The organism is Spiroplasma endosymbiont of Cantharis nigra, assembly GCF_964019925.1.
Lineage (GTDB): Bacteria > Bacillota_I > Bacilli_A > Mycoplasmatales > Mycoplasmataceae > Spiroplasma_A.
On record NZ_OZ026470.1, the window covers coordinates 1038300 to 1053231 of the forward strand.

Consider the following 14932-nt stretch of genomic DNA (forward strand, 5'->3'; position numbering starts at 1 on the left):
ATTAAGCAACTTCTTTTTTATCTTTTGTTACTTTTACTTCTTTATCCTCAGTTTTAACTGCAACCTTTGGTTTTACTTCTTTTACTTCTTTTACTTCTTTTACTTCTTTTACTTCTTTTACTTCTTTTACTTCTCTATTAACTTTTATTTCACTAAATTCTTGTGAATTACTATTTTCATCTCTTCTTGGCATTCTTCTATCGAATCCTCTTGAAGGTTTTTTCTCTTCTTTAAATTTAGACATATCAGTTTTTGATAATTTTGTTGATTGAATATATCTTTTTTCATTTTCAGTATTAATCACTTGATATCTAACAACACTTTTATCAATTCTTGACACACGTTCAAATTCATTAATATTTGCAGAATCTGTTTCAGCTATTACAACAGTATAATAACCTTTTTTCTTTTTCTTAATCACATATGCAAAATCTTTTAAACCTCAGTCTTCTGATTCTAAAATTTTTCCGCCATTATTAGTAAGTATGTCATGTAATTTTTTTTGTACAGCTTTAATATCTGTTACATCTTGATCAATGATATACATTATTTCGTATTTTCTAATCATATTCTATCTCCTTGTGGTCTTTTGGCCTAATTAAAGGCAAGGAGTTAATAAAAATTAACTCGCTTATTTATTATATAGTAAAAACTAATGTTTATTCAATATAGATTGAATTTATAAGGAACCTTATAAGTCTTTTCTAAAAGTAATTTTTATATTACTTTCTTCACCATCAATAAATTTAACTTTATTACTTTGTCTTTCAATTAATTGACAATCATCAAAATTTCTATAATTTTTTTTAGCATAAGCCTTTTTTATTATTTCAGCCTTAAAACCCTGAGGTGTTTGAGTTTGAATATAAAAATCTCTATTAACAGTTTTTATTTTATTATTTTTAATGAGCTTTAAGCAATTTATAACTTTTAATGTTGGAACAACGCAATCATAATTTTTTAAATTTTCTATAATTGATTGAATAAGTTTTTTAGTCACAAAAGGTCTTGCTCCATCATGAATTAATACATAATTTTCTTTGCTTAATTCTAAACCTTTTTTGACAGATTCAGCTCTTGTTTCTCCACCTTCAACTAAAATAATTTTCTCATCCTTAATTAAATTAAAAACGTCCTTATTTGATACTAAAATAATCTCTTTAATTTCTTTAATATTATAAAAACTATTTATTGTTTTATTTATCAATAACTCATTTCCAATTTTCACTAACATTTTATTTTGTCCGAATCTTTCACTTGACCCATTTGCAACAATAATTAAAGATATCATTTTTTATCACCAATCTAATTATAAATAAAATCACAACATTGTTGTGATTAAAAAATATTAATATTATTTATTTTACAATATTCCATAAATTCCTTGCCTCATATTGAAGAATGAACTTCTCCAATATGTTGCTTTTCAAGAATTGTCATAACAACTCTATTTATTAAAACACCAGCAGATAAAGTTAATGGTAGCTCATTTGATTTAATTAAGTGATTATAATCGTTATTAATTTTACTATTTTCTTTTAGTATTAAATTTTGTTCTTTTAAGGTTTTTCTATCAACTTGAAATCCTGCGTAAGAAACTGAGATAGATTTTTCACATTCCCCATTATAAATATAAAGCTTAGAATAGGTTTTTAAATTAAAAACATCTTCAGAAAACTGACTAATATTTTTTTGATTAAAAATTTTATCTGCATAATTTTGAATTACAAAACTACCATTATCTTTACCAAACTTATTTAATCTCTCAGTAAAAGTTAATAACGGATATAATTCTCTAAGTTTTTCATAAGTTATAAATGTTAAAGTTTTTGAGTAGTGAAAGCTATTTAAATTTTGAAACTTTTCACTTATCTTTAAATCAATAAGACACAAAATTTTATAAATATCTATCAATTTATTATTTAAAAATTCCATATCAACCTCATCAACAAGAATTTCTAAACCAATTTCTTCATATATCAAAGAATTTGTGTTATCTAAATTAACATCTCTGTTAACTGTAGTAAAATTAGTTATTATTCCACTTATAGTTTTATCATCATTTTCTAGATTTCTTAAAAAATATCTTCTTCATTTATTATTTGCTTGTATTACTTCACCATATTCATTTTGACTTACAGTATCAAAATCAATTGGCCTCTTTGTTTGTTGAAAATCATCATTTAGTCATACCGATTTATTTGTAATTAAACCACTAGACATATTTAATAAATTAAATTTACCTTTTAAAGAAGAGAAAATATTTTCTTTAATAAATTCTATTCCCTCTATTGTATCTTTAAAATTTAATTTAGATACATAACCTAAAGCAATACCATATTTCATTAGATACCCCTTGGCTTCATTTGAGGGAAAAGTAAAACATCTTTTATTGAATCAGAATTTGTTAATAACATAACTAACCTATCAATTCCAATTCCAATTCCAGCTGTTGGAGGCATTCCATATTCTAAAGCCTCTATGAAATCAATATCCATATCATTTGCTTCATCATTTCCTGCATCAGCTTCTTTTATTTGATCAATAAATCTCTCATATTGATCAATTGGATTATTTAACTCAGCAAATGCATTTGCATATTCTCTATTAATAATAAATAATTCAAATCTATCAGTAAACCTAGAATCCTTTGCATTTAATTTTGAAAGAGGAGATATTTCTTTTGGATGTCCTCAAATGAAAGTAGGTTCAATTATTTTTTCTTCTACAAACTCTTCAAAAAATAAATTAATAATATGACCTACTGAAAAATGATGTTTATCTACTTTGATATTATGTTTTTTTGCAATTGTACATGCTTCTTTAAAAGTCATTTTTTTTCAAAAATCTACACCACATACTTCTTTAATTGCATCAACCATATGTCATCTTTTAAAAGGCTTCTCCAAGTTTAAATCATGTCCAGAATAATTAATTTTTGCAGTTCCTCTAACTGCAATTGAACATTCTTTAAATAGTTCCTCACATAATGTCATTAGAAAATTCATATTTTTGTAAGCCACATAAAGTTCAACAGAAGTAAATTCAGGATTATGTCGTGTGCTTATACCTTCATTTCTAAAAATTCTTCCTATTTCATATACACCATCAAATCCACCAACAATACATCTCTTTAAGTGTAATTCAGTTGCAATTCTTAAAAAGAATTCACTATCTAATGCATTATAATGAGTCACAAAAGGTTTTGCACTTGCTCCTCCCTTTACAGATTGTAAAATTGGAGTTTCAACTTCCATATAACCTTTAGAATCCAAAATTGATTGAATAGTTCTTATAATTTTTGTTCTGTCAATAAAGACTTGCTTTGATTCAGGATTAACAATTAAATCAACATATCTTCTTCGATATTTTTCTTCAATATCTGCAATACCTAAATGCTTATCTGGTAAAGGCTTTAAAGCTTTAGATAATAATTTAGCATTTTTAACTCTTATAGTTAATTCACCATGATCTGTTTTCATCATAATGCCTTCAATTCCAATTATATCACCAAGATCTAAATCCCTAAAATACTCAAACTCTTTTTCCCCAATTTCATCTTGTCTTACATAAATTTGCATTGCATTATCTTGATCTTGAATATTTCCAAAAATTGCCTTTTTACCAGCTTCTCTAAATAGTCTTATTCTTCCTGCTGTAGATATTTTAATATTTGTTTTTTCTTGTAATTCCTCTTTTGAAAATGAAGAGAATTTTTCTTTTAGTTCATTTATAGAATGACTTTTATTAAACTCATTCTCAATAAATGGATCTCTCTTATCATTAATAAGTTTTTTTAATTTTTCTCTTCTAATATTTTCTTGTTCTGAGAAATTTCTTTCAAAATTATTACTCATTTTCATATTCTCCTAATTTTCCATCTTCATAAAATTTAAATATTTTTTTCATATCTTCTAATGATTCTATAGTCGTTGCCATTTTTTTCATTTCTTTTATTTTATTATCTGAACCTAATGTTCCTAAATATCAAAGAAGTTGTTTTCTCATTTCTCTAATTGCAAATTCTTCTCCACGCATTTCAATTAAAATATTTGCATGCCTTGTCACTGTTGCTTTTCATTCTTGATAACTTGGTCCCTCTAAAAATTCACCTGTATCAAGATAATGTTGTATTTCTCTAAAAACTCACGGATTACCTTGTGCTGCTCTTGCAATCATAATTCCATCACAACCTGTTTCTTCAATCATCGCCTTTGCTGAAGGACCATCAAAAACATCGCCATTCCCAATTACAGGAATTTTAACTGCCTCTTTTACTTTTCTAATCCAGCTTCAATCCGCTTTACCATTATAAAATTGATTTCTTGTTCTTCCATGCACAGCTATAGCACTAGCTCCATTTTTCTCAGCTATTTTTGCAAGTTCAACAACATTTCTGTTTTCATCATCTCAACCAATTCTCATTTTTACAGTAACTGGTTTAGAAGTATTTTCAACAACTGCCTTAATTACTTCTCCTACTCTTTCTGGATATTTTAATAAATTTGCTCCTGCTTGACTTCTTAATGCAACTTTTGGTGCAGGACAACCCATATTTATATCTATAACATCACACTCAGAAAATTCTTCAACAATTTTTGCACCTTCAACAAATGACTCAATATCAAATCCAAAAATTTGTAAAGTGATTGGATGTTCCAATTCAGAAACCTCAATCATAGTTTTAGTTTTTTGATTATTATGAACTAAACCTTCTGTACTAACCATCTCAGCATATACTAAAGAGGCTCCTTTTTCTTTACAAATAATTCTGAAAGCTGCATTTGTAGTTCCTGCCATTGGACCCAAAAATACTTTACCTTTTATATCTATATTTCTAATTTTCATTAATTTTTACTTTCTCCATTTATATATAATAAATTATTTATTTCTTTAAATATAACATATATATTTTTTGATATTTTTGAAAAGAATTTTTGAATATGATTAACAACCTCAGCTTGTTTTAGGGGTCTTGCAATTCAATCAATATTTATTTGAATTGCATCTTTTGCATAACCATTTCCAATTAAAGTACTAGTGTCATTTCAAAAAACTATTTTTTTAGAATCAGTATTTATAATTAAAGCTAATTCATCAATTTTTTTAAAATATTCTTTAAGGTGAGTTTCATCCACACCTTTAAAACTAAAAATTGGCATAATTTCCCCACCTTTAACAATTATAATTATATACTTTTTTTAAACCCATTTTAAGATTAAAAAACTACAAATTATTCATTTGTAGTTTAGAGTTTTTGAACTATGATCAGTCAATTTGAGCTGGTCTTTTTGGAGATTTATTGTGCTTAATTTCATCAATTAAACCATTTCTTACGTGTATTACAGTATCTCCAATTTCACTAATATTTGGATTATGTGTAACAATGATTACAGTTGTATTATATTTTTCTTTTACATCAACAAGAATATCTAATACTTTTCTACCCATCTCTTCATCTAGTGCACCTGTTGGTTCATCACCAAATAGAATTTCGGGGTTTTTTGCTAATGCTCTAGCAATGGAAACCCTTTGTTGCTGTCCACCAGACATTTGATGTGGGTATTTATTCATTTGTTCTTCCATACCAATAGTTTTAAAGATTTCTTCAATTGACATTTTATTTTCTTTTGATTTACTTAAGTTTTCTCCAACTTCTGCATTTTCTTTTGCAGTTAAGTTTGAAAGCAGATTGTATTGTTGGAATATAAAACCAACATTTTCTCTACGAAATTTTGTTAAATGAGAGTCTTTTAATAAAGACAAATTATTACCTAGAACAAAGACATCACCCTCTGATGCCTTATCCAATCCTGAGATTGTATTTAATAAAGTTGTTTTTCCTGAACCAGATGGTCCAAGTATTACAATAAATTTACCCTTTTCAAGTTTCAAGTCCACACCGCGTAACACAGGAGTTAACATATCTCCAGTCACATATCATCTTTTTACGTTGTATAGCTCAATAACGTTTTTATCTAAATCAGGATTATTCCCTGTTGTAGATACTATTTTACCTTCTAATATTTTTTTTGAATATTTTGAGGTATTTTGTTTTTGGATCTTATTTTTTAATTTCAATCCTTTAACACCTTCTTCAGTTACTAATGGTAACTGAACATGTTCAAACTCTCTTATAAGAGTTTGATCCATGCCAACCGAAGTTTTTTTAGTTAGTTTTTTATTGTCAATCTTTTCAGATTGTTTTAAATCTGCTTCAACCCTTTTTTGTTGTTTTAAATCTTTGTCTTCCATATTAAACTCCTTAATATAGAACTTAAATACACCTATAATAGTATAACATAAAACTTATTTAATCTCATTTGGTTTTACATTATATTGTTTTTTACAAAAATCACAAATAACTTCTACAATTTCTCCATGTTCAATAATTTTTTTAATTTCTTTTTCTCCTAATAATTTAACTGAAGATACTACCTTATCCATATTACAAGTACATTCAAATTTTAACTCACTAATACCTAATATTTTTGCATCACTACAAATATCTTTTATTAAAGATTCATAGTTAGTTGTATTAATTAGAGTTTTAACTAAATGATCTAATGTTCCTATCTTCTCTTCTACAAAATCAATATCTTCATCTTTAAATCCAGGAAGTAATTGAATAATTATTCCACAAGCCTTTTTAATGCTGGCATCTTCATTCAACTCAATTGTTGAAGTAATTAAAGAATTAATTTGATCACTTTGTTGTAAATAATACATAAAATCAAAATTAATCTCACCTGAAATTATTTCGACTCTTGAAGTATAAGGAGTAGTTTCACCATTATCTCTAGATATTTGTAAAAATCCTTGTTTTCCAACTACTTGTGATAATGCACTTCCCTCTTCAAGATTAATTTTATCAATTTCAAAGTTTGGGTTTTGAATATATCCTCTTACTTTTTTATCCTGAAATTCAGCAATTATTGATCCGCCTAGACCCATTCCATTTAAATTAGTAGTCATCTTGCTTCCATCTTTTATAGATAAACTCAAAAGAGCACTATCAATAATTGTTCTACCTAATGCAACTGTGGCAAGAGGATTTGTATTTTGCAATACTGCAATTTCATTAAAACTTTCTGTAATATCAACTATTGATATTTTCACATTATTTTTTTTACTTATAGCTCTAATTTCCATATCCATAATTTTATTCTCCTTGAAATTCACTTTTATTATTATACTTGTTTAAAAAATAAAAAAACACTTTAAGATAAAGTGTTTTACTTATCATCTTCATCTGGTTCAAATTCTAATATTGCTCCAGTTTCTTTTTTCTTATCTTCAGCATCTTTTCTGTTTTTTTCTTCTACAACTTCTTTTGGTAATTTATTATGTTTATCAATGTAATCAATTTGCTCAGCAGTAATTGTTTCTAATACTCTTAAAGACTCTGCAATTAATTCTAAAACATCTTTATGCTTATTTATAACTTCTAATGCAGTTTTGTAACATTTCTCTAAAATAGTGTTTATCTCTGTATCAATTTTAAATGCAACCTCATCTGAATAAACACCCTTTGTTTGTCCATATGATTCCTCTTGCATTGTTAAATATTTTGTAAGTCCTAAAGTTGACATACCAAATTGTGTAACCATTCTTCTTGCAATATTTGTAGCTTTATCTAAATCATCATGTGCTCCTGTTGTAATTTTATTTTTACCAAACATAATTTCTTCAGCAGCTCTACCCCCAAGATAACCAGCAATTGATGCAAATAAATCTTCTTTTGATGAAAAATTTGATTCATCCTTTGGAGTCATAATTGTATAACCCCCTGCATTTCCTCTAGGAATTATAGTAACTTTTTGAACCTTTGATGCAGATTCTAATCTCAATCCCATTAATGCATGTCCTGCTTCGTGATATGAAACAATTTGTTTATCTTGCATTGTCATAGCTCTTGATTTTTTAGCTGGTCCACCAACTACTCTGTCAATAGCTTCATCTATATCTAAAATATTAATCATTTTTCTTTTATCTCTAACAACAAGAATTGCTGCTTCATTAAGAACATTTTCTAGTTGTGCTCCTGAAAAACCTGGCGTTCTTTCAGCAATACGCTTTCAATCAATTTCAGGTGATACAGATTTATTTCTTGAATGAAGTTTTAATATTGCTTCTCTCTCACGAATATCTGGTAATGATATTTGAATAGTTCTGTCAAATCTTCCTGGTCTTAATAAGGCACTATCTAAAACATCAACTCTGTTAGTTGCTGCCATAACAATAACTCCAGCATTTGATGCAAAACCATCCATTTCAACAAGTAATTGATTTAATGTTTGTTCATTTGTTGAAGCTCCCATTCCACCACTACGTTTTCTACCAACAGCATCAATTTCATCAATAAAAATGATACATGGTGCTGCTTTTTTAGCATCACTAAAAAGATCTCTTACTCTACTTGCTCCTAAACCAACAAACATTTCTTCAAACTCAGAACCAGCCATTGAGAAAAATGCAACACCAGCTTCTCCAGCAACTGCTTTTGCTAATAAAGTCTTACCTGTTCCAGGAGGCCCCTCCATAAGAACACCTTTTGGTACTCTAGCTCCCATTAATGCATATTTATTAGGATTTTTTAAATAATCAACAAGTTCAACAAGTTCAATTTTTTCTTCATTAATACCTGCAACATCTGAAAATTTAACATCTGATTTAATTTCTCTTGGTCTTGTGTTTTTACCTGGGCCAAACATTCCACCACCCATTCCACCTTTTGACATAGATGAAAATATTCAAATATAAAAACCAATTAAAATTACCATTGGTAATAAATTAATTATTAAAGTCATAAACGGTGAATTTCCTTGTGATATTGTTATTATGTTTTGAGTAAAATCCTTAAAAGCATTATTATCATCACGAAGTGAAGTATAAGATGAATTAGTTAAAGTTAAAACAAACTTCCTTACTACTCCAGAACTATTAGTATATGACCCAGATATAATATGTAAACCACTGTATACCTGTTCTGTTGAATTTTTACTTATTTTATTATTCATTAATAGCTCAAGGAATTCTGATTCTGTTAGTTTATCTGATGTCCCTGCAATAAACTGTCAAATAACAATTCCTATTACTATTAACATAACTATAAATAAAACCCATAATCATATAGATTTTTTCTTTTTCATTTTTCTTCACCGTTTTCTAATTTCTTTATAATTTTATCATTATATGTTTATTTTATTTAAAAGTATTTTGTTTGTTTTATCAAAAATTAAAATATTTTCATATCTTTTAAGATAATTCACCTTTTTATCTTTATATATTTTTGATAACAACTTAGCATTTAAAAAAATTTTAGATTGATATTTTTTTCAGTTATTTGTAATAATAATATTTTCACTATTCACTATATTATTTTTAATTAACTGCTCTTTAAAGTATTTATTTTCACTATCTTCAATTTCAAAAATATTTAAATCCTTAGATTTTAATACTCTAATAGTTTCATAATCTTTCATTAAAACTAGATTACCTTTTTTTATTTCAATTAACTTTTTTTTAGATAATAGTTGTTTTAAGAATTCTTTAACAATTGCTTTTTTTGTTTTATATAAAAACTGAGCAAAGTCATTTTTCTCTAAAAAGTTAAATAAAAGATATTCATTTCAATCATTGTCATTACAAAAATTATTTAATTCTAACTCATTAGAGATAGATAAGTTTTTTATTTTTAACTGATACTCTATCAATTGATTATTTTTATTCCTAATTTCTTTAATTAATTCATTAAAACTGCTTTCTCTAAGAGTTGATCTTATTCTATTTCTTTCATATATTAAATTAGAATTTGTATAGTCAGTAATATAAGAAATTTTCATATCATCCAAATATTTTAAAATTTCAGATTTTTTAATAGATAATATTGGTCTTAATATTTTCTTATTTTTATAAAAGGATTGATTATTTATACCAAAATAAGAAACCTTTTTATTACTTTGTTTTTGCATCAAATATGTTTCAATATGATCATTTAAATTATGAGCAATCAATATTGCATCAGCTCCTTGATTCTCCAATTTTTTACAAAAAAAATCATATCTTATATTTCTTGCTCATGATTCAAAATTTTCTTTTAATTCACTATAATTTTGCTTAATAGTTTTAATAAAAAAAATAATATTATTTTCTTTGCAAAGTTTTTTAATAAGCTCTACATCTTTATTAGAATCTATTCTAAAATTATAATTTACATGACAAACTACAAAATTTTTAAATTCATTTTCCAAAAGGTAATTAAAAAGAAAAACACTATCAGGTCCGCCTGATAATCCTAAAATATATTTCTCTTCTTTTTTTAGCAATTTAATCACCAAACATTTCTAATATTTCCTTTTTATAAGATCCATCATCATTGTGAATATATAAAGGTTCTAAAATTTTCATTCCATCATTTCCATCATTAATTGCTTCAATAAGAACTCTTTTTGAAGCTTGTTTTTCTTTAGAATAAACTATTTGTATTTTCTTTACTGAGAAATTATTTTGTTTCAATAAAATAATAATTTCATCCAACCTATTGCTCAAATGAACCATAAGAAATTTACCACCATTTTTTAGTGCTATTTTTGCACTTTTTATTATTTCTTCTAAAGTTATTAATACCTCATGTCTTGCTGGAACTAAAAATTTACTTTTCTTATTAAGATTTGACTCTTTATCTACTTTGAAAAATGGAGGGTTACAAAAGATTAAATCAAATTGGTTATTTTTATCCAAAACAAATTTTTTAATATCCATATTAACTATTTCAATTTGCTTTTCTAAATTATTTAATAATATATTTTTTTTTGCAATTTGGCATGACTCTTCTTGAATTTCAATAGCTGTAATTTTTGATTTAGTATACCTAGAAATTATTAATGGAATAATTGCATTATTTGTTCCAAAATCCAAAATACTTTTATACTTATTTGAGGGTTTCCAAAATCTAGCCAATAAAATTGAGTCAATACAAAAATTAAACATTTTATTATCTTGAATTATTTTAAGTTTCTTATAATTTAAAATGTTATTTTTTACTTCCATTAAATCACCTCATACATTTTTATAAATAAATTTTCCAAAATCAAATTAATATAATTTGTTTCCTTTATTTCATTTATTGTATCTAATAAAAGTTCTTGTAAAAATTTTATATTTAAATTTATTGAGTTTTCAAAAGCTATATTCAAGTTTATTATAATTTCTGATCTTTCCATTTTTTTGAAATTTATTAAATATTTTAATAACTTTCTCTTATCACTATTTAAAAATAAATTAGTAATTTCTGAATCAATTTTTTCTTTTTTATTTTCATTTTCGATTGAGAAAAGTTTGCATCTAGATTTAATAGTACTCAAAATTTTATTTCTATCTTTTGTTAATATAATTGCATATGTATTTTGAGGTGGTTCTTCCAGAAATTTTAGTAAAGCATTCGATGCATTATCACTTAAATTTTCACCATTTGATAAAATGTAAACCTTATTTTTGTTATTCTCAATTCCTGAAGATGAAAATTTTATAATTAATTGTTTAATATCTTCTTTTGATATTTTTGATATTGAATCTCCAATATAAGAAATATTTAGATTATTTTTATTAACTGTTTTTAAGCATCAATTACAATTATCATTTTCAAGCGAGTTATTTAAACAATATATCTGTCTTAAAACTTCATTTGAGATATTATCAAGATCATTTTGATTTTCATTTGAAATTATTATTGAGTGATAAAGTCTTCTTTCCTTTATAAGTTCATTAATAATATTAAATACCTCTATTTTTTTCATTATTTTTTTGTTCTTTCATTAAGAGCATTATCAATTAAAAAATCTACTTGTTGCAAAACCTCGTTAATTTGTTTTCTAGAATCAACAACTTTAATTCTATCTGAATTTTCAGAAATTAAAATTTGATACCCCTCATAAACTGCTTCATGAAACTTTTGGTTTTCTTGTTCCATTCTATCAGCACTTCTTTTTCTATTCATTAATCTTATTTGAGATTCCTTTGGAGTTATATCAAAAAATATTGTTAAATCCGGCTTTGTTGATCCTAAAACAATGCTTTGTAATTCGTTTACATCCGCCATACCTATATTTCTTGCATATCCTTGATAAGCAGATGTTGAATCCATAAATCTATCACAAACAACAATTGTTCCTTCTTTTAAAGCAGGTAATATAATTGAGTCCAAATGCTGTTTTCTTGCTGCTACATATAAAAGAGTTTCAGCTCATGGATTAATTGAATTTTTTTCATCTAGAATAATTCTTCTTAATTCCTCTGCCAATGGTTCTCCACCAGGTTCTCTTGTTAATAGAACTTTATATCCCTTTTGAATTAAATTATCTTTAATCATTTTTGAAATTGTTGTTTTCCCTGAACCATCAATACCCTCTAATGAAATAAATAACATATTATAATTCCTCTAAACTAATCATCTAGTTTCTTTCTATTTAAAATTGCATCATTTAACGTCTCTTGGTCAATATAATCTAAAACTCCACCCAATGGAATTCCTCTTGCAATTCTAGAAATTTTCTCGCTTATTCCTTTTGCCTTATTAGCTATATAGTTTGAAGTAACTTCTCCTTCAAATGTTAAATTTAAAGCTAGCAATAATTCTATACCTTTATTAATTCTAACAAATAATTCACTTATTTTTATTTTTTCGGGACCTATATTTTTATTTAAATTTATTTCACCATTTAATACATGAATTATCCCATTGTAATTGCTTTTGGCAATTTTTATAGCATCAAGTTTTGTAGAAACGACACAAATAATATTTTGATTTCTATTTTTATTATCACAAAAAGTACATTCTCCATTTTCTCTAAAATAAAAACATATATCGCATTCACTATATGAATCCTTTATTTGAGATATTATAGATTCCAATGAACTAATTTTATTTTTGTTAATTATTAAATCAAAAATAATTTTTTCAGCTGCCTTTTTACTAATTCCATCAATATTTTTTAACTCTTCAATTATTTTATCCATTAATTCACAACCTTAATATTTTGATCTCCTAAAATTTCTTTAGCTCTTTTTAAATATTCGTTTTCTTCTTTATCATCTTTTGTTTTTAACATTTCATAGAAAGACTCAGTATTAATACTTTCAAAGTTAGTTAATTTATTATTGTCTTTTCTATCCATAAATTCAATTCTAATTTCAGATCATCTTTTTTTATCTAAGGAAATTATTTTTACTTCCTTACCAAAATATTTATATATTAACTTTCTTATCTCTGAATTTTGAAGTCTATTATTAATTCATTTCGATATAGTTCTTTCCTCAGATACTAAAATAATAGAATCTTGACTAGAAGCTGTTATTTTTGAACCATAAAACATAATAAAATTTTCTATAAATTTTGAATTATTATTAATTACATCTTCATCAAAAATACGCTCAAATTTTTCTTCAAAATATTTTCTTGCTTCTTTATTGGCACCTACTAAAACATTAATAATCTGATCATTTGTAAAATCTATAAAGTTTTTATAAATATTTGATTCCGAAATTAATAATTTCATCTGTAGTTTTAAGAATTTGGAGTCTCCATTTTCTTTAAAAAAGTCAACTATATTATTTTTAATTTCGAAACTATTATTTTCTACATTTTCCTTTTGAATATTTTGAGATTTAATTTCTTCTGCATTTTCTATTGGTGTTTCAATAGTCTTATTAAATAAAATATCTTTGGAATTATTTCAATCCTCTGCATTTTCATTTGGTTCATCTCAATTTAATTTAGAGCTGTAAATAGGGGAAATATCTTCGTCCATATTATTAACACTTATAAGTTTATTAGTAGAAACAGTTTTCAATATATTTATTAATATATATTGAAAACTTATATTTGAATTTTTAGACTTTGTATAAGAATTAGATATGTTATCTGCTAAATCAAAGAAGATTTTTATATTAGTTTCATTAAAGCTATTAAATTCATCAATTGTTAAATTTTTCAAAAATGTATAATCCTGTGTAAGTTTAACTTCAATTATCTCTTTAATAATATCTAAAAGACTTAAAGTCATTGTTTGGAAATCAATTCCTTGATTATTTGAAACTTCAAAATAAGATATTATCTCTTTTGTATTACCTTGAATTACATTTCTAATAATATTAATTTTTTCCATTTTTGTTGCAATATAAAATATTTTTTTAAGAATTTCAACGCTAACCTCTTTACTAGAAATTGTTAAAGCTTGTTCTAAGTAATTAAGAGCATCTCTTAAAGATCCATCTGACATGTAATAAATCTCGCTTAAAGCTTCTTTAGTTATTTCTTTTCCTTCTAAATTACATATTTCTTCAACTTTTTGTTCCAAATTTACTTGAGCAATTTTTTTAAAATTAAATAGCTGACATCTTGAAATTATTGTTGCTGGAATTTTTGAAAACTCTGTAGTTGCCAAAATAAAGATTACATGTTTAGGAGGTTCTTCTAAAGTTTTAAGTAAAGCATTAAAAGCAGAGTTTGATAGCATATGAACTTCATCAATTATATAAACTTTATACTTAGAAAAACTTGGTAATAAAGATATATTAGATTTTATATGTCTAATTTCTTCAACTCCATTGTTTGAAGCTGCATCTATTTCAAATATATCAGAGTGTGAATTATTATTAAATTCTTTACAACTAGTACAATTATCACACGGGTTATACCCATTTAAATTTTGACAATCAACTATCTTTGCAAATATTTTAGCAATTGATGTCTTTCCTGTTCCTCTTTGACCAGAAAATAATAAAGCATGACCAAATGAATTTGAATTAATCTGAGATATTAATATTTCTTTAATTCCAGAATGCCCTGCAACTTGGTCAAAATTCTTTGGTCTATATTCTCTATAAAGTGACTTCTTATTCTCCATTATTTTTACTCCCCTTGCATAAATAT

General features: G+C 25.3%; 15 protein-coding genes. All 15 read right to left on the reverse strand.

The features are described from left to right. Position 1: 1 nt before the first annotated feature. A complete protein-coding gene (gene rpsF, locus AACL04_RS04540) occupies positions 2–568 on the reverse strand; it encodes a 30S ribosomal protein S6 (RefSeq protein ID WP_339029934.1) in 567 nt (188 codons plus the stop codon). A gap of 123 nt (positions 569–691) precedes the next feature. Beyond that, positions 692–1291 (reverse strand): IspD/TarI family cytidylyltransferase, encoded by a 600-nt coding sequence (locus AACL04_RS04545; RefSeq protein ID WP_339029936.1) that lies wholly within the window; start codon positions 1289–1291, stop codon positions 692–694. Between the two features lie 47 nt (positions 1292–1338). Then, positions 1339–2346, reverse strand: a complete 1008-nt coding sequence (locus tag AACL04_RS04550) for a hypothetical protein (protein WP_339029938.1) — start codon at positions 2344–2346, stop codon at positions 1339–1341. Then, positions 2346–3857, reverse strand: a complete 1512-nt coding sequence (gene lysS, locus AACL04_RS04555) for a lysine--tRNA ligase (protein WP_339029940.1) — start codon at positions 3855–3857, stop codon at positions 2346–2348. Before lysS ends, AACL04_RS04550 begins: the two co-directional genes overlap by 1 nt. Continuing rightward, the gene (gene dusB, locus AACL04_RS04560; protein WP_339029942.1) at positions 3850–4848 is read right to left on the reverse strand and encodes a tRNA dihydrouridine synthase DusB; all 999 of its coding nucleotides are present in this window, start codon (positions 4846–4848) and stop codon (positions 3850–3852) included. Before dusB ends, lysS begins: the two co-directional genes overlap by 8 nt. After that, positions 4848–5162 (reverse strand): DUF1904 family protein, encoded by a 315-nt coding sequence (locus AACL04_RS04565; RefSeq protein WP_339029944.1) that lies wholly within the window; start codon positions 5160–5162, stop codon positions 4848–4850. The genes dusB and AACL04_RS04565 overlap by 1 nt, the downstream gene beginning before the upstream one ends. Positions 5163–5262: 100 nt before the next feature. Next, positions 5263–6255 (reverse strand): ABC transporter ATP-binding protein, encoded by a 993-nt coding sequence (locus AACL04_RS04570; protein ID WP_339029945.1) that lies wholly within the window; start codon positions 6253–6255, stop codon positions 5263–5265. Between the two features lie 54 nt (positions 6256–6309). Beyond that, positions 6310–7158, reverse strand: coding sequence for an Hsp33 family molecular chaperone HslO (locus tag AACL04_RS04575; RefSeq protein ID WP_339029946.1), 849 nt, complete (start codon positions 7156–7158; stop codon positions 6310–6312). A gap of 77 nt (positions 7159–7235) precedes the next feature. Beyond that, the gene (gene ftsH / locus AACL04_RS04580; RefSeq protein ID WP_339029948.1) at positions 7236–9152 is read right to left on the reverse strand and encodes an ATP-dependent zinc metalloprotease FtsH; all 1917 of its coding nucleotides are present in this window, start codon (positions 9150–9152) and stop codon (positions 7236–7238) included. A 39-nt stretch (positions 9153–9191) separates the two neighbouring features. Then, a complete protein-coding gene (gene tilS / locus AACL04_RS04585; protein ID WP_339029950.1) occupies positions 9192–10328 on the reverse strand; it encodes a tRNA lysidine(34) synthetase TilS in 1137 nt (378 codons plus the stop codon). A 1-nt stretch (position 10329) separates the two neighbouring features. Next, positions 10330–11052, reverse strand: coding sequence for a tRNA1(Val) (adenine(37)-N6)-methyltransferase (locus AACL04_RS04590; RefSeq protein WP_339029952.1), 723 nt, complete (start codon positions 11050–11052; stop codon positions 10330–10332). Further along, on the reverse strand, positions 11052–11798 hold the full coding sequence (locus AACL04_RS04595) for a hypothetical protein (protein ID WP_339029954.1): 747 nt from the start codon (positions 11796–11798) through the stop codon (positions 11052–11054). The genes AACL04_RS04590 and AACL04_RS04595 overlap by 1 nt, the downstream gene beginning before the upstream one ends. Continuing rightward, on the reverse strand, positions 11798–12427 hold the full coding sequence (gene tmk, locus AACL04_RS04600) for a dTMP kinase (protein WP_339029956.1): 630 nt from the start codon (positions 12425–12427) through the stop codon (positions 11798–11800). The genes AACL04_RS04595 and tmk overlap by 1 nt, the downstream gene beginning before the upstream one ends. Positions 12428–12444: 17 nt before the next feature. Further along, positions 12445–13017 carry a toprim domain-containing protein gene (locus tag AACL04_RS04605; protein ID WP_339029958.1) on the reverse strand — a complete coding sequence of 191 codons (573 nt, stop codon included), beginning with the start codon at positions 13015–13017 and terminating at the stop codon, positions 12445–12447. Then, on the reverse strand, positions 13017–14906 hold the full coding sequence (gene dnaX / locus AACL04_RS04610) for a DNA polymerase III subunit gamma/tau (RefSeq protein ID WP_339029960.1): 1890 nt from the start codon (positions 14904–14906) through the stop codon (positions 13017–13019). Before dnaX ends, AACL04_RS04605 begins: the two co-directional genes overlap by 1 nt. Positions 14907–14932 lie beyond the last annotated feature (26 nt).